At 64.2% G+C, this 15750-nt stretch carries 16 protein-coding genes and 1 tRNA gene; 7 read left to right on the top strand and 10 right to left on the bottom strand.

What is annotated here, in order from left to right; translation table 11 throughout:
* Positions 1–4 precede the first annotated feature (4 nt).
* Genes AC0L3B_RS22355 through AC0L3B_RS22345 form a run of 3 tightly spaced genes read right to left on the bottom strand, consistent with a single transcriptional unit; the run spans position 5 to position 3961 of the window.
* The gene (locus AC0L3B_RS22355; RefSeq protein ID WP_085350467.1) at positions 5–1954 is read right to left on the bottom strand and encodes a molybdopterin biosynthesis protein; all 1950 of its coding nucleotides are present in this window, start codon (positions 1952–1954) and stop codon (positions 5–7) included.
* 12 nt (positions 1955–1966) lie between these two features.
* Positions 1967–3073 carry a molybdopterin-binding protein gene (locus tag AC0L3B_RS22350; protein ID WP_085350466.1) on the bottom strand — a complete coding sequence of 369 codons (1107 nt, stop codon included), beginning with the start codon at positions 3071–3073 and terminating at the stop codon, positions 1967–1969.
* A gap of 54 nt (positions 3074–3127) precedes the next feature.
* Positions 3128–3961 (bottom strand): ABC transporter substrate-binding protein, encoded by an 834-nt coding sequence (locus AC0L3B_RS22345; protein ID WP_247442227.1) that lies wholly within the window; start codon positions 3959–3961, stop codon positions 3128–3130.
* A 302-nt stretch (positions 3962–4263) separates the two neighbouring features.
* Here AC0L3B_RS22345 and AC0L3B_RS22340 point away from each other — a divergent pair, with 302 nt between their 5' ends.
* Entirely contained in the window at positions 4264–5157 is an 894-nt protein-coding gene (locus tag AC0L3B_RS22340; RefSeq protein ID WP_473381052.1) for a substrate-binding domain-containing protein, read from the top strand.
* 99 nt (positions 5158–5256) lie between these two features.
* Positions 5257–6486 carry an ABC transporter substrate-binding protein gene (locus AC0L3B_RS22335; protein WP_018456163.1) on the top strand — a complete coding sequence of 410 codons (1230 nt, stop codon included), beginning with the start codon at positions 5257–5259 and terminating at the stop codon, positions 6484–6486.
* A gap of 184 nt (positions 6487–6670) precedes the next feature.
* Here the strand turns inward: AC0L3B_RS22335 and AC0L3B_RS22330 are convergent, their stop codons facing one another.
* Positions 6671–7648 (bottom strand): TAXI family TRAP transporter solute-binding subunit, encoded by a 978-nt coding sequence (locus AC0L3B_RS22330; RefSeq protein ID WP_473381051.1) that lies wholly within the window; start codon positions 7646–7648, stop codon positions 6671–6673.
* Between the two features lie 107 nt (positions 7649–7755).
* Between AC0L3B_RS22330 and AC0L3B_RS22325 the strand changes: the two genes are divergently transcribed.
* The 4 genes from AC0L3B_RS22325 (at position 7756) to AC0L3B_RS22310 (ending at position 10773) form a co-directional block, all read left to right on the top strand.
* A complete protein-coding gene (locus AC0L3B_RS22325; protein ID WP_473381050.1) occupies positions 7756–8730 on the top strand; it encodes a Bug family tripartite tricarboxylate transporter substrate binding protein in 975 nt (324 codons plus the stop codon).
* Between the two features lie 379 nt (positions 8731–9109).
* Positions 9110–9185 (top strand) — tRNA-Ile (locus AC0L3B_RS22320).
* A gap of 692 nt (positions 9186–9877) precedes the next feature.
* A complete protein-coding gene (locus AC0L3B_RS22315) occupies positions 9878–10450 on the top strand; it encodes a histidine kinase dimerization/phosphoacceptor domain -containing protein (protein WP_446482020.1) in 573 nt (190 codons plus the stop codon).
* A 152-nt stretch (positions 10451–10602) separates the two neighbouring features.
* Positions 10603–10773 carry a hypothetical protein gene (locus AC0L3B_RS22310; RefSeq protein WP_162847249.1) on the top strand — a complete coding sequence of 57 codons (171 nt, stop codon included), beginning with the start codon at positions 10603–10605 and terminating at the stop codon, positions 10771–10773.
* Here AC0L3B_RS22310 and AC0L3B_RS22305 read toward each other — a convergent pair.
* The 3 genes from AC0L3B_RS22305 to AC0L3B_RS22295 form a co-directional block, all read right to left on the bottom strand.
* Positions 10770–11144 (bottom strand): response regulator, encoded by a 375-nt coding sequence (locus AC0L3B_RS22305; RefSeq protein WP_085350358.1) that lies wholly within the window; start codon positions 11142–11144, stop codon positions 10770–10772. The genes AC0L3B_RS22310 and AC0L3B_RS22305 overlap by 4 nt on opposite strands.
* 371 nt (positions 11145–11515) lie before the next feature.
* Positions 11516–11836, bottom strand: coding sequence for a hypothetical protein (locus tag AC0L3B_RS22300; RefSeq protein ID WP_085350357.1), 321 nt, complete (start codon positions 11834–11836; stop codon positions 11516–11518).
* Positions 11837–11861: 25 nt separating this feature from the next.
* Positions 11862–12974: a DUF1236 domain-containing protein gene (locus AC0L3B_RS22295; protein ID WP_473381085.1), complete on the bottom strand. Its 1113-nt coding sequence runs from the start codon at positions 12972–12974 to the stop codon at positions 11862–11864.
* A 196-nt stretch (positions 12975–13170) separates the two neighbouring features.
* Between AC0L3B_RS22295 and AC0L3B_RS22290 the strand changes: the two genes are divergently transcribed.
* The gene (locus AC0L3B_RS22290) at positions 13171–13398 is read left to right on the top strand and encodes a hypothetical protein (protein ID WP_085350355.1); all 228 of its coding nucleotides are present in this window, start codon (positions 13171–13173) and stop codon (positions 13396–13398) included.
* Between the two features lie 279 nt (positions 13399–13677).
* Here AC0L3B_RS22290 and AC0L3B_RS22285 read toward each other — a convergent pair whose 3' ends face one another.
* From AC0L3B_RS22285 to AC0L3B_RS22275, 3 genes are all read right to left on the bottom strand, one after another.
* Positions 13678–14193 carry a PRC-barrel domain-containing protein gene (locus AC0L3B_RS22285; RefSeq protein WP_085350354.1) on the bottom strand — a complete coding sequence of 172 codons (516 nt, stop codon included), beginning with the start codon at positions 14191–14193 and terminating at the stop codon, positions 13678–13680.
* A 140-nt stretch (positions 14194–14333) separates the two neighbouring features.
* Positions 14334–15374: a glycosyltransferase family 4 protein gene (locus AC0L3B_RS22280; protein WP_085350353.1), complete on the bottom strand. Its 1041-nt coding sequence runs from the start codon at positions 15372–15374 to the stop codon at positions 14334–14336.
* Positions 15375–15540: 166 nt separating this feature from the next.
* Positions 15541–15714 (bottom strand): hypothetical protein, encoded by a 174-nt coding sequence (locus AC0L3B_RS22275; protein ID WP_240543238.1) that lies wholly within the window; start codon positions 15712–15714, stop codon positions 15541–15543.
* Between the last annotated feature and the right edge of the window lie 36 nt (positions 15715–15750).

The raw sequence follows: 15750 nt of genomic DNA, 5'->3' as shown, positions 1-15750 counted from the left end.
AGCTCTACGCCGGCCGGAATCCGGCCCGCTCCAGCGCGGCACGCGCTTCGTCCGAGCCGAGCGCATCGAGAAAGGCCCGCACGGCCGGACGCTGCTTCCGCGCCGTCACCAACGCGAAGTCATAATGCTCCTCCGCGAGCGGAATGAAACCGAGGCCGACCGCCTTGGCGACCGGCGCAATGGTCATGCCCCAGTCGGCGCGATGCTGCGCGACCGCCGCGGCCACCGCGTTGTGCGAGCGTGGCTGGTTCCAGTAGCCTTCCGGGCGCGCACCACCGAGCAACCGGTCGATCAGGATGCGCGTGCCGGCGCCCTGGTTGCGGTTGACCATGATGCAGGAGGGATCAGCGAGCGCCGCGACGACGGCGTCCTTCGCGCTGTGGCCTTCGAAACGCTTGTCGCCCTTGCGGAACACGATGCCCTGCATCCGTCGCCAGCCCGGCACGAGTTCGAGACCTTCGACGAGGTAAGGCGCATTGTAGGTCTCGCTCTTGTCGTCGAACAGATGGATCGGCGCCAGATCGCATTCGCCGCGCCGCGCCGCCGCAAGTCCGCCGAGACTGCCGACCGCGATCGAGCGCACGGTCAGCCCGGCATGCGCGAGTTGCGCCGTGACGAGATCGAGGCCGGCGCAATGACTGCCGACGATGACGAGATCGGGCACCCGCACATGCGGCGTGAACAGCGTCACCTCGGCTTCGGTCCCGGCCGGCATCTGGTCGGCGAGTGCGTCGATGCGCAGAAAACCGTCGGCCTGCGCGAACGACGTGATCGCACCGGACCCCTTGCCTGAGGGATAAGCGATCAAGCCGTCCTTGCCTTCGACCAGCGAGACCATGACGAATTCGGTGCGGCCGAGCTCGGAAGCAATGCGCACCGGCACGGTCGCGTTCACCTTGGCATCGGAGCGCGGCGGCAGTCCGGCCATTTTGCGCAGCACCGGTACGATCATGTCGTGAAAGGTGAACATCGCCGAGGTCGGAAAACCCGGCAGGATCACCACCGGCTTGCCGTCGCACACCGCAAGACACAGCGGCTTGCCGGGCTTGAGCGCAATGCCATGCGCGATGATGCCGGGCTGGCCGAGCCGACCGATGATGCGATGGGACAGGTCGCCCGCGCCTTTCGACGTGCCGCCGGAGAGCACCAGCATGTCGGCGTCCGCCAGCGCACGCCGCATGGCGGCTTCGAGCTGAGCTTCGTCGTCGGGAATGGCGCCGAGGAAAACCGCCTCTCCGCCGTTCTCGTCGATCGCAGCAGTGACGATCGCGCCGTTGGTATCGTAAATCGCAGCAGGCGCGAGCACCTCGCCGGGCGGAACCAGTTCGTCGCCGGTGGAGATCACGGCCACACGAGGTTTGCGCACGACGCTCACCTCGGCAAGACCGCAAGCCGCCAGCATGCCCACCTCGCGCGAGCCCACGATCGTGCCGGCGCGCAGCAGCGCCTCGCCGCGCGCGATATCGGATCCTGCGTAGGATATGAATTGCCCGGGCGAGGCGGCGCGACGGACGTCGATGGTGGCCGATCCCGCCGGCTGGGTATGCTCGACCATGACCACGGCATCGGCACCGCGCGGCAGCGGACCGCCGGTGGCAATCGGCGTTGCCGTTCCCGCCGCCACTTGCAGCGCGGGTACGGTGCCGCAGTGAATAGTCTCGCCATTCAGCCCGAGGCGAACTTGCGCACCTTCGCCGGCTGTCGCAAGGTCCGCTGAGCGCACCGCGAAGCCGTCGACGTTGGAACGGTCGAACGGTGGCACGTCGATTGGCGCAGTGATGTCTTCAGCAAGCGACGCGCCGAGCGCTGCTGCGAGCTTGCGTCTTTCGCTTGGGATCGCGCGAGGGAACAGCGCAGCCTCGAAGCGTGCCAGGGCCTCCTCGCGGGAAAGGATTTTCAGGAACTGTTCCTGTTCGAGTGCGCTGCGGACTTGCGATTGCGGGATCATGGTCATGCTAAACCCATATCATTCCCGCATCAGATAGGCATCGACCGGCGCGCCCGCTGCAAATCCCTCGTGGCCGGCGGGAACAAGCAGCCATGCATCAGCACGGGCCATTGCCTGGAGCGGCCATTCTCCTACCGCAAGCGGCACCCACGCATGATGTTCCTCGGCCAGCAGGACCATTTCGGCGATGCCGACGCTGGATGCAATTTTTCGCGCGAGCGGCAAGACTATCTGTCGGCGCGGCTGCCGCGCCGACAGAAGGTCGACGAGCGGCAGCACGAGCGCGAGCCAGACCGCGAGCGCATGGTCCGGCGATCCGGGCAAGCCGACGACAGGAATGGTTCCCAGCCGCCCGATCGCGGCGGTGCGTCCGGGCTGGAGCGCAAGACCATGGGCGATCACGTCACCACCCTGGGCCAGCGCCGTGACCGCGGCATCCTTGCGACCGACGCCGCTGCCGCCGATCGTCAGCAGGAGATCGCAGGTAGGCGTCCCCAACGTCTCCGCGATCGATCCCGCGTCTCGCGCGCCGGCCTCGCTCGTCTGCACATCCAGTCCAGCGGCGCGAGCAATGTCCGCGATCAAATGCATGGTCAGCGTTGCACCTGATACATTGACAATGCGCAGCCGCGGACGGCGCACGCTCAGCCGGTCCAGCCCGGCGGCGCGCGCGAGCAAAAGAGCGGCAGGACCGACCGGATACCCCTCTGCGGCGGCAGGCGTTCGTCCGTCGATGTCGCTTCCTGCGCGCCTGACGCCCTGCCCCGGCACGCCCTCCGCCAACACCTGGGCGAGCGGACCAGACACCTCGACTGCGTCAGCATCGAGCACACAGTCGCATCCCGCCGGCATCGCGTCGCCGGCATCGGCCCAGGCGGGCGCTGTCGGCAGCGGCAGCGGTGAATAGGAGGACGCGCCGACCAGATCATTGGCGCATAACGCCCAGCCGTCCGCGGCAGCGACGTCACGAGACGGTCGAGCCGCGAGCAGCGGATTGCCGGCCGCGATGCAGCCGGCCGCTTCGCTCAGCGGCAACTCCACCGGCGCGAGCGGATCAAGCCCTGTCAGCAACGCGGCGAGCGCGGCGTCGAGCGGCGTCAGGGATGGCGGCAGGCGCTGGGTCATTCGTCATGGTGGACCATGCATCGCCCGGTTTGGCAACCGCCGGCGATGCGACCGTCAGCCGCCCGACTTGTCCGCATTGGGGAAGAACAGCTGTTGTCCGTCGACCTGGTATCCGGCGATCGCCGCCTGCCCGTCCGGCGAGATCAGCCAGTCGACGAAGTCTTGCCCCAACTCCTTCTTGACGTTCGGAAACTTCGCGGGGTTCACCAGCATCACGCCATACTGATTGAGCAACCGCTTGTCGCCTTCGACGACGATGTCGAGATCGCCGCGATCCCGAAAAGCGATCCAGCTGCCACGGTCAGACAGCACATAGGCGTTCGCCGTGCGCGCTGCGTCGAGGGCTGAGGCCATGTCCTGCTTGGCTTCGCGATACCAGGCGCCCTTGGTGCGGGCGATGTCGATGCCGGCGACGATCCAGAGCGCGAGCTCCGCGGCATGGGTGCCCGAGCGGTCGCCGCGCGTCACGAACGGTACGCCCTTGGCCTCGATCGCCTTCAGCGCAGTCGCGATGTCCTTGCCCTTCACGCCGGCGGGATCGCTCTTCGGCCCGATCAGCACATAGTCGTTGTACATCACGTCGAAGCGCTTCACGGCAAAACCGTCGGCGACGAATTTCTCCTCCTGCGGCCGTGCATGCATCAGCACGACGTCGACTTCGCCCCTTCGTGCCCCCTCGAGCACCTCGTCGGCGCGCCGCGCGATCACCGTCACCTCGATGCCGGTCTTCTCACGGAAGATCGGCAGCAGATAGTCGAGCAGGCCGGACTCCTGCGTCGCTGTGGTCGTGGCCATGACGATGGCGCGGTCTTCCGCGGATGACGCCGCAACGCTCGCGGCGAGGCCGCAGAGAAGCGCGAATGCAACGGAGAGGCGGCGGACGGCCATGATCGGGTTCCCACTGGCTATGACGCGATCATGATGATGATCGATTGCGCCGCACTCGTGACGTGTTTGCACATTGTGCCCGCAGTGTCGGGAAATTCCGGCAATGCGCCGCGCGCCACTGGCCGCAAGGCACGCCCCACGCCAGCGATTCAGGATCGTTCACCAAAGCAGAGATCGCACGTGGGGATGTGTTGCAAAGCAGCGAGTTGATCGGGCATGGTCCTTGCTGACAAAACTTGAAATGCAGAATTCCACCTGCGTCGAACGTCAAAAAGAAGCAAGAATTTGCATAGGAATGCAGGATGGAATTCCTGACGACCAGCGAAGCCGCCGACTATCTTCGGCTCGGCGAACGCAAGCTTTACGAACTCGTCACCACCGGTGCGATCCCCTGCACCAAGGTGACCGGAAAGTGGCTCTTCCCGCGGCACGAACTCGACCTCTGGGTGCTGTCCGGACTGGCGCGTCCGGCCGGCATGCTGATCGCGGAGCCGCCGCCGGTCGTCGGCGGCAGCCAGGACGAGCTTCTGGATTGGAGTCTGCGCGAATCCGGCTCGGGCCTGGGATCGATGAGCGAGGGCAGCGCGCGCGGGCTCGAGCGCTTGCAGCGGGACGAGGTGATGGCCGTGGCAATGCACTTCCACAGCCTCGATGCCGACGGCAATCTTGCCGCCGATGCCAATGCGACGGCTCTGCGTGACGCTCCGGACCTGCATGATGCATTGCTGGTCGCGTGCGTGCGCCGCGAGCAGGGTCTCGTGCTGCCGCCGGGCAATCCCAAGCGGCTGCGCGGCCTTTCCGACGTGCTCGCGCTCGGGGTCAGGATGGCGATGCGGCAGCAGGGCACGGGCGCGCAGATGCTGCTCGATGTGCTGCTCAGGCGCGCCGGCGCCTCGACGCGCGATTTGCGCCGGATCGAGATGCCGGCCCTGACCGGGCCGGATCTCGCCGAGATCGTTCGCGCGGGACAGGCCGATTGCGGCATCGCGACGCGTGCGTCCGCGCGCTCGGCCGGCCTCGATTTCGTGCCGCTGGTCTGGGAGAACTTCGACCTCGCGATGCGGCACCGCAGCTATTTCCGCCCCGCCATGCAGGGCCTGATCCGGTTCCTCGGCGAAAAGCGGTTGCTCCAGCGCGCCGTGGAGCTGACCGGCTACGATCCCTCCCCGGCCGGACAAATCCGCTTCGCCGCCTGACGTTGACGCCCGCCCCCAAATAGTTGCAAAAGAAACCAATTCAGCCGGGCCATACCCGGGGGTACACCGGCCAACGCGCCGGATCAGGGGAGGACAAATATGAAGCCAACGAGATTTGGACTGCCGGTCGCTGCCGGCTTTGCAGCGACGTTCCTGGCGGCGACGCTGCTGCCGGGCGCCGCAATGGCGCAGGTGTCCGACGACGTCGTCAAGATCGGCGTGCTCACCGACATGAACGGTCCGGCCTCGGCGCCGACCGGCCAGGGTTCGGTGACGGCGGCGCAGATGGCGATCGACGATTTCGGCGGCACCGTGCTCGGCAAGCCGATCAGCATCGTCGTCGGCGACCACCAGCTCAAGGCCGATATCGGCGGCGCCATCGCGCGGCGCTGGTACGACGTCGACCAGGTCGATCTGATCGTCGACGTACCGGTCTCCGCGGTCGGGCTCGCGGTGCAGAACATGGCCAACGAGAAGAAGCGGCTGTTCATCACCCACTCCACCGGCACCGCCGATTTCCACGGCAAGTTCTGCTCGCCTTATGCGATCCAGTGGGTGTTCGACACCCGCGCGCTCGCGGTCGGCACCGCGGACGCGGTGGTCAAGCGCGGCGGCGACAGCTGGTTCTTCATCACCGACGATTATGCCTTCGGCCATTCGCTGGAGCGCGACGCCTCGGCGGTCGTGACCGCCAATGGCGGCAAGGTGCTGGGCTCGGTGAAGCCGCCGCTGGCGACGCCCGACCTCTCCTCCTTCGTGCTGCAGGCGCAGGCCTCCAAGGCCAAGATCATCGGCATCGCGGCGGGTCCGCCGAACAACATGAACGAGATCAAGACCGGCTCCGAATTCGGCGTGTTCAAGGGCGGCCAGCAGATGGCGGCGCTGCTGGCGCTGATCACCGACATCCACGGCCTCGGCCTGCAGGCAGCCCAAGGGCTGTTGCTGACGACATCGTTCTATTGGGACCTGGACGACAAGACCCGCGAATGGTCGAAGCGCTACTTCGCCAAGATGAACAAGATGCCGTCGATGTGGCAGGCCGGCGTCTATTCGAGCGTGATGCACTATCTCAACGCCATCAAGGACACCGGCACCGACGATCCGCTCAAGGTGGCCGCCAAAATGCGGGAAAAGCCGATCGAGGATTTCTTCGCCCGCAACGGCCGCTTACGCGAAGACAATCTGATGGTGCACGATCTGTGGCTGGTGCAGGTGAAGACGCCGGAGGAAAGCAAATATCCGTGGGACTATTACAAGATCCTCACCACGATCTCGGGCGACAAGGCGTTCGGTCCGCCGGACCCGGCGTGCGCGATGGTGAAGAAGTGAGGGTGTAGCGACGCCGCGCTGACGGTGCACCCTCTCCCCTTGCGGGAGAGGGTGGATTCGCGAAGCGAAGCCGGGTGAGGGGTTGTCTCCGCGAGTCCAACTCGCTGTTGAGTTCGCGGAGAGATACCCCTCATCCGGCGTTTCGCGCCACCTTCTCCCACAGGGGGAGAAGGAAGGAAGCGCCCTACTTCACTACCCCGATCTCGCGAAAGTACTTCATCACGCCGGGATGGATCAGCTCGGGCTTCGGCGCGGCGGCGACGGTGTTGGCGGCCGTGGTCTCGCAGGCCTGCGCGAGCTGCTTGCAGAATTTCGGCTCGACACCGTGAAGCGTCTTCGCCAAGCGATAGGCAACATCGTCGGGCAGATCTTCGCGCGTCAGCACAAAGCTCCAGGACCCGAGCGAGGCGATCGGCTCGGATTGTTTCGGGTAGCTGCCGGCCGGCACGGTGAGCGGCTTGAGGAACGCGTGCTTGGCGCGGATGCGCGTGATCTCCTCCCTATCAGGCGCGATGAAGCGCGCCCCTGACGCGCTCGAGGCTACCGCCGCAAAGCCGGGCCAGCCGATGCCGGCGCCCCAGAGTGCTGCGACGCGGCCATCCTCGACCATCGCGGGGCCGTCGCCGGCGCGGTCGAGATAGATCGCCTTGAAGTCCTCGTCCTGCTTCAGGCCGAGGCCATCGAGCACGTAGCGCGCCAGGATCGGCAGGCCCGAGCCCTTGGCGCCGAACGCGACGGGCTGACCGACGAGATCGCGAATGGTCTTGTACGGACTGTCCGCGCGCACCACGAACATGCCGGGGTTGGAATAGATCGCCGTGAGAATCTTCAACGAGACCTTCGCACGGCCGATGCCGGCGAAGGCTTCATAGGCCGGCTCGCCCGCGACCAGAGCGAGATCGAGCTCGCCCTTCTCCAGCAGCGGAATGTTCTCGTTGCTGCCCTTGGTGTTGCGCGGGGCGATGATCACTTGCGGATCGGCCGCGTTCATCGCTTGCGCGAAGGCGTTGCCATAGAGCGGAAAGCCGCCGCCGGGCGTCGCGGTGCCCAAGCTGATCGTCAGGCCAGGTGTCGTGGTCGGAATGGCGTTGCCTCCGGTTTGAGCGGCAGCGGGGCTTGAAAGCAGCGCCGCGCCGAGAAGGAAAACAAAAGCGAATCTCATGGTCGGTCCCGGCGGGGGCGCGTCAACATCGACTTGCGGCGATGTAGGCAGCGCCCCGATTTTGTGAAAGCATGCAGCCCAACGACAATAGAACAATGGGAGGCGTCATGTTGCGAATTTTGCGTAACAGTGTTTTCGGGCTGGTTTTCCTCGCAACGCTGTTGGGCGCCGCACCTCCCGCCTCTGCCGCTTATCCCGACCGTCCCGTGCACTGGATCATCGGCTTCTCCGCCGGCGGCCCGGTCGACATCGTGGCGCGGATCATGGCGCAGTGGCTGACCGACCGCTTCGGCCAGCAGTTCATCGTCGAGAACCGCACCGGCTCGGGCGGCAACATCGCGGCCGCTGCCGCGATCACCTCGCCGCCGGACGGCTACACGCTGCTGTTCGTCGCGCCCAACAACGCGATCTCGACCTCGCTCTACAAGAAGCTGCCGTTCGACTTCCTGCGCGACACCGTGCCGGTCGCCAGCATCATGCAGCTCACCAACATGCTGGTCGTCTCCAACGCCTTTCCCGCGAAGACGGTTCAGGAGTTCATCGACTACTGCAAGGCCAATCCCGGCAAGATCTCCTTTGCCTCGTCCGGCAACGGCACCTCGGTGCACATGTCGGCGGAGCTGTTCAAGGTGATGAGCAAGTGCGACATGGTGCACGTGCCCTATAGGGGATCTGCGATCGCGTTCCCCGACATCATCTCCAACAAGGTGCAGCTGATCTTCGACAACCTCCCCTCCGCGATGGAGCAGGCCAAGGGCGGCAATGTCCGCGCGCTCGGGGTGACCTCGCCGCAGCGCTGGCCGAGCGTGCCCGACGTGCCCGCGATTGCGGAGACGTTGCCCGGCTTCGAATCGGTCGGCTTCTACGGCATCTCCGCGCCGAAGGGCACGCCGGCCGACGTGATCGAGACCCTCAACAAGGCCGTCAACGAAGCGCTGAAGGACCCGAAGCTGGTCGCGCGCCTCACCGAGACGGGCGGCATCCCCAAGCCGATGACGCCGGCCGAGTTCGGCAAGCTGGTCACCGACGAGACCGAGAAGTGGCGCAAGGTGGTGGAGTTCGCCGGTGTGTCGGTGGACTAGCGCCGGGGAACTGCCGCAAGCCTCCAGCGCGCCAACGCGACATCGGAGGGGATCGGAAGACCCCCTCCCAACAAAATGTGCGAAAACAACCCCATGCACAGTAGAAACATCAAGCGATCACAAGGGGTTACAAAATCGAAAACCGAGCCCCCTGGCGCGATTGCCGGAGGGCGGGGCGAAGGCTCGGCGAGATGGGCTTGCGCCGTCGGGCAAAACAGGACTATAAGGGCATCATCGCCAATTTCGGTTATTCAAAAATCTTAGGCTTTGCCGCGCCGACGTTTCCATCCGCCGGAGCCAGCATTGCACCCCCGCCTCCGTCCCTGTAAACGAACCGCGCACCGTTGCCGGCCGCAGCTTTCGCGTCCGTCTCGCGGCGGGGCCTGTAGCTCAATGGTTAGAGCCGGCCGCTCATAACGGTCTGGTTGCAGGTTCGAGTCCTGCCGGGCCCACCAATGAAAGCACTTTTGTGCGGACCGCTTTGCCTCCCGAACGTTCTTGCATGGCAAAGTGGCTCCCTATGTGAGGTTCAGTTGCGACCAGAGGAATAGACTGCCGGCCGCTTGCGTCCCAAATCCTACAGACGTCTCGAACGGCCGTGGTATCGTACCGCGCAGCAGACTTCGCCGAATGGTAGATCGTCTGAAGAATTCACTGTCCGAACTGGAGTCGCCCACCTGCATGAGGTGCAGGATCGAGATGCGATGGTTCATGTCGAAGCTGGAGCGCCAAGAGCCGGTAACCACGATCGTCCATGGCTTTGTGAGTCCGGTGCGAAGGCGTTGCTGAAACCGAAACCGAGTTCAAGCCCGTCCGGGTTGTCCCTGACAAGCTCGCGGCGCCGAGAGCCGTCGCACACGCGGCCTAAGAAGGTATTACCGCACTGAAGTCCGGAGTACCGAGCGACGAGCAATCCTTCCTCGGAACAGCGCGGCTGGGCGGAACGTTGGCCTTCCATGGAAGCCTTTCTGCACCGCCTCTTCACGGCCAAGTCAGATTTTCCGGTCTGGGTGCGCTACCTCCCCACCCTCGGCCTCGTCGGTCTCGCCTTTTTCGCCAGGGTGATGGCGGATGAATACCTTCGATCCTACCCGCTCCTGCTTTTCATTGCCGCCATCTTCTTGTCATCTGTCCTTTTCGGCCGCGGGTGTGGAATTGTTGCGACAGCCGCGGCCGCCGTTCTCGCCATGACGTACCTCATACCCCGGCCGGCCTCGACCGCCGGGGGACGTTCTGCTCCAGGAGCTCGCACATCGAACGCGGGAACGACCTCGCCACTATCGTATCGATTCTCAGGCTGCAGGCCCGCTCCGAAACCGACCCGGGCGTGCAGAGGGCGATTGCGTCCGCGGTAAGCCGGGTGGACGTCGCAAAGGTTCACGACCGGCTGCGCGAGACGGCGGACACCAGCCGGATCGCGCTGGCGCCGGACATCGAGTCCTTATGCGCCAGCCTTGCGGATTTTCACCGGGGCGTGCGCACGATCTCGATCCGGGTCCGCTGCGAGGACATCTGGGTGAGGAGTTCGCAGGCGGCCTCGATCGGGCTGATCGTCAACGAACTGCTTCAAGTACGCATTTCCGGAGGGCCGCCACGGCTCGGTGGAGGTCGAGCTGCGGGCCAAGGAAACCCACGTTCAGGGACGACGGAATCGGTTGCTCCGCGGAAGCGAAGAGCGGACTTGGCACTCGGCTCATCAACCTCCTCGCCACCCACATGAAGGGCACCGTCGCGAGGAAGCCTCTTTCGCAAGGCTGCGAGGTGCAAGTCTCGATCGCGCTCGACAGCTGAAGACCGCGAAGCATTTTCGGATTTCCTCTGCAACCATGGACGGCTTGTGACGTAGATGATGTCGGAGCTTGCGAGAACACTATGGTCGATCGATCACCAAAACACGCCGAGGAACTGGACCGATTCCGCAAGCTTCACGCCGAGACGACGGATCCTTTGGCTGCGCGGCTGCTGCAGGACATTATATCCGAACTCGAAGCAGATCTGAATCCGCAGCGGCAGGAGACCGGTTCGAAGGTGGAACGCGGCTAGTTCTCATGCTCCGCCACGGCCGCTTGGATCGCTCGGTCAAGACCATCCAACTGGAAGGGCTTGCGCAGCATCGGTCTATTCTTGAAGCCCTCGGGTATATCTTCTTGCCCGTAGCCACTCGCGAAGACGAACGGAACAGATCTCTTCGCGAGAATTTCCGCGACGGGAGTGCTTGTCGGACCTCCGAGGTTGATGTCTAGGATGGCAATATCGAAGGCCGGATCGTGCGCAAGTCGCACCGCATCCTCGATCCGCCCTGCCTCGGCGACGACAGCGTGTCCAAGCTCCTCGATCATGTCGACGAGCATCATTCGGATCAAGGCTTCGTCTTCGACGAGGAAGAAAGATCGTCTGGGGCGGTTCACGTGGATCCTTGGAGAAGGTCGATGCTCCCGCAGCGGCCGGCACGACGCCCGGAATTCACGAGGGAAACGGATAAACGACCTCGACCGGGGTCGAGGTCGCCAACCTATGGGCTAGGTTTTGCTCCCGGCTGGGGCTTTGGGGGGCAAGGGGGCCGAGAGCAAGGACTCGACGCGGTGGAATGCCGATCGTTCCCTTGCGGATCGACGTAGCGCTCTCAGAACCTCGTCGTACGCGTGATGAGCCTGAGCCTGACTGCTGCGCGAGGCTGATCGGCTGCCTATCGTTGGCAGCCACACGAGGCCCGCTGGAGCGGCAGACTGAACTGTCGATCCATCCAGAATGGCGCCGCCCTTGCGGGCGGCGCCTAGATCATCGATCACCAGCGGCCGGTACCGAAGCTGAAGCCGATGCTCGGCCCGCCTCCGTAATAGCCGTATCCGCGATCGTAATAGCCCGGACCGCCGTAGGAGCCATAGCTCCTGCGCACGACGTAGCTGTCATCGTCGCCGTAGTAACGCTGCACATAGCGGGGACCGCGGGTGCGGAAGCAGCGGCCGTACTCGTTGCAGACCAGGCGAACCTGATCGACGTTTGCCGCCTCCTCCGATCCAACCAGACTGGGATTGAGCGGAGCTGCCGAGGCCGCCGACGCGAGCATGGCGGTGGCCGCAAACGCTACGAGAGCAATAGTCCTCATGTTCGTTCTCCTTATTGTGACGAGATCAATCGATCTCTTCGATGACGCGACGTTCCTGCGGTTCGACGATGTAAGTCCGGCTATCCCGGTTGATGTACCGGTACTCCCGCAGGCTCGGTGCGTCGCGATAGACCTCCTCGGGGAACGTCTCCACGTCTACGTCTGCCGGCAGGCGCTCACCCCTGCGGATTTCGGTGCGCGCGGTGCTGCCGGTGGTCTGCCGCTCGCGCTCGACGGGACGCGCCTCGGAACGCGCCTTGGCGTGCTTGCGGATCACTTCGCGATCGCGATCGCTGAACGTCACCTTGCGCTGTTCGGTGCGGGCCGGCGCAGCCGCGGTCGAACGACCCGAGTACGGGAGGACCGCGACGATCTGGTAGCTCGAAGGCTCCACGATCACGATCTCGTCCTTCACCAACACGAAGTTGTAGCCTCTGTACTGCGGCACGACCTCGACGACCTCCGCCGGGAGCGGCTGCAAGCGGACATCGCGCGGCACCGCCGTGCCCACCGACAACGAGAAGTTCACGTTGTTGAGGGGCTGCACGTTCAGATGCGAAATCGACGTGCTGATCCGGGTCCGTTGCTGATCGTTGATGTTCACCGACGCGTTCACGTTGGTGTTCGAGGAGCGATCGGCCGTGTTCTGCTGATTGTTCGGCTGCTGCGCCGTGTTGGTCGAACCGCTGCCCGCCGGGGACTGTGCCTGGTTGTTGCCCGGAGCAGGCGGATTGGCGCTCTGCGTCTGGGTATTCGTGTTCGAAGGAGAATTGGTCTGCGCCTGGTTGGAAGGCGTAGTTGTCTGATTGGACGGCTGATTGGTCTGAGCCTGGTTGGTCGAGTTGTTCGAGGCAGGCGCCTGCGTGGTGTTGGCGCCGGTACCCGAATTGGACGGCTGGCCTGCAGCGGTCTGACCGCTCGAGGACGGCGACTGCGTCTGGGCCGAATTCGTCGAAGGATTGGCGGACTGTGCGGATCCCAAAGATGAATTGGTCGGCGAAGTCGACGGCGTCGTGGATGTGGAATCCTGCTGACGAGACGGCGGATTGGAGTTCGACGTGCTCGGAGAAGACTGGGCAAAAGCGGAAGTCGCGATCGCGACTGCAGCGGTGGTAGCCAAAAATAAACGCTTGTTCATCTGAACCTCCTTAATGCGGACGTCGGACAACCTGGGGCGAGACGCGTGGTTCCATTCGGGGAAAACTAGGCAATTGCGCGAGATGTGCATTTTCTTTTATCCCGAAATTGTGCAAATCGTGAGAGTGGGAACTTCGGTCGCGCAGCGTCGTTGGCAATGACTACTTACGAGTCATTTTCACTTTGAGGAGAACACCATGAAGAAGCTTATCGTGTGCGGCGCTCTTGCCGCTTTCGCCCTCGGCACGCAGGCCGCCAGCGCCGCCGAGTTCTACATCGTGCGCGATGCCACCACCAAGAAGTGCACCATCGTCGACACCAAGCCGACCACAACCACCACGACGGTCGTGGGCGACGGCGTCTACAAGACCAAGGTAGAGGCAGAGTCCGCGGTCAAGACCACGAAGGTCTGCACCGAGCAGTAATAGTCGCGACGGCGGTAAGAGCCGTTTAAGCATTCTGACAACGATTGGAGGAAAAAATGCCCGTACTGATTTTGTGGGCCGTTCCAGCCGTCCTGGTTGTTGGCGGCGTCGGCTATTTCCTGGTTCACATGCACTGAGCGGATGACCCCGCACGGATGAACGGCCCGCCCAATGATTTGGGCGGGCCGTTTTTCATTGCGCCAGATCGGTACACTAGCCTGTGGGCACAAAAAAGGGCCCCGTAATGGGGCCCCAATTCGCCGAGAGCACTCGTCGCGCTTAGTTGTAGTCCGAATATTTGAACTGCGGTAGCGCCTTCAACTGCTCCTTATTGCCGCTCATGACGGCGTGGTCAGGAACCCAATCGTTCGCGGTGCGGTTCGTCGTGGTTGTGGACGCGGTCCCGGTCGTGGTGGTGTCGCGGGCCGGGGTCGACGTGCCGCTCGAGCTCGTTCGAACCGGCTCTTCAACGAACTTCAGCTTGTCCATGGAGACCGCGATGTCGTGCTCGCCCATGCCGAGGAAGCCACCGATGCCGATAACCACCGCGTTGATCTTGCCGTTCTTGTCGACGAGCAGTTCGTTGACATCGCCGAGCTTCTCGTTGGCCTCGTTGTAGACGTTCAGGCCCATCAGCTTCGAGGCGCGCCAATTTCCCTTGAACGCCATCTTCGCATCGGCGGGGTGGGCGGTGGCCGCCGGCGCCGTGCGATCGACGGGCTGAGTGGATTGCGCGAAAGCAGCGCCGCCGATCACAGCAGTGCCAAGCAACGCGACGGCAAGGAAGCTTTTCATGGATTATCTCCTCCAACGTGAGCCGCATCCGTTCGGATGCCCGGCTTCAACGCCCCGAATTACCGCTTGTTCCCGACGGGGAACGGATTGCCAAGGATTCGATCGCGCCTGTCCGACAAACCAGCCGCGCAATAGATCTCTCACGCGAGGCGTCCTCTGCGAGCGACCAAGTCGCGATATCGGGCGTCGTACTCCTTCGCCATCCGGCTTGCGGCGAAGCGCTCCTCGAACCGGGCGCGGACCACTCGTCTGTCCAGCCGGCCCAGTTCTTTCACTGCTCTGATCGCCTGCTCCTCACCGTCGACGATGAAGCCCGTGACGCCATCCTCCACGACTTCCGGTACCGAGCCTGATCGATAAGCGATCACGGGTGTCCCGCAGGCCATCGCCTCGATCATCACCAGACCGAACGGCTCGGGCCAATCGATCGGAAACAGCAGGCCCGCTGCGTTCGCGAGAAACGGCTGCTTCTTCGCGTCGTCGACCTCGCCGACGAGCTGAACCGCCTGGCCATCGATGTTCGGCTCGAGCTCGTTCTTGAAGTAGGCCGTCTCCGCCCGAGGGATCTTGGCCGCGATCCGCAGCGGCATCCGGGCCGCGCGCGCGATTCGTATAGCGTCCTCCGGACCCTTGTCCGCCGTCAGCCGCCCCAGAAAGGCCAGGTACGAACCTGGTTCGTAGGAGGGCCTAAACATGTCCTTGGTCAGTCCGTGCTGGATCGTCGCGATCCAGTTCGCTTCCGGAAGCGGCCGACGCTGGTCGGCGGAAATCGAGACGAATGGAGCGTCCGCAAAGGCACCGATTACCTGGGGCAGGCCGGGCAGATCGAGCCGACCGTGCATCGTCGTCAGGAAAGGCACGCCGGTCCGGCTCAGCACCGGAAGAGGCAACCAGTCGACGTGGGAGTGGATCACGTCGAAGTCGCGCGCGCGCTCGGCGATGGCCTCGATCAGAAGCGCGCAGGCGGCGTTCGGATCCGCACCCTTCCGCCCCAGGCGCAACGCGCGCGGCCACACCGCGTGGAGCTTTCCCTTCGTCTTCGAGTCCCCGCTTGCGAACAGGGTGACGTCGTGCCCGGATTCGACCAGTTCGTCCACCAGCCAGGCTATCACACGCTCGGTGCCGCCGTAGAGCTTTGGAGGTACGCTCTCGGCCAAGGGAGCAAGCTGGGCAATCCGCATCGGCTAGGCCCCGAACACGGACCGCAGGACCGTGACGATCCCAGCGGAAATGAGGGATGAAATCGCAAGCAGCGTCCAATTGGGCCTCGTGCTTCCACGGACCACGCGCGCTGCGAGCGTCTTCACGATCGTCAACATTCGTCTGGAGGAAGCCGCTGCAGGTAGGCTATCCCAAGCCAGCGAGTTCTTCGGTATCGCTCTCTCGCGCTTCCGACCTGCTGTGGAGGTGGCGCTCCAGAAGGCAGCGCCGGCTGTCATGCGCATCGACCTCGGGGTGCCGCGCCCGATACACCGTCCAGGCGGTCTCCGTGGCGTTCTTCAAGACGACTTCGTCGACCATACTTACTCTCTCCGGAGACCGAACCCAGTCGCTGCC

The sequence above is a fragment of the Bradyrhizobium sp. Kon56 genome (assembly GCF_055807635.1).
This window is presented reverse-complemented; position numbering and strand designations above follow the sequence as displayed.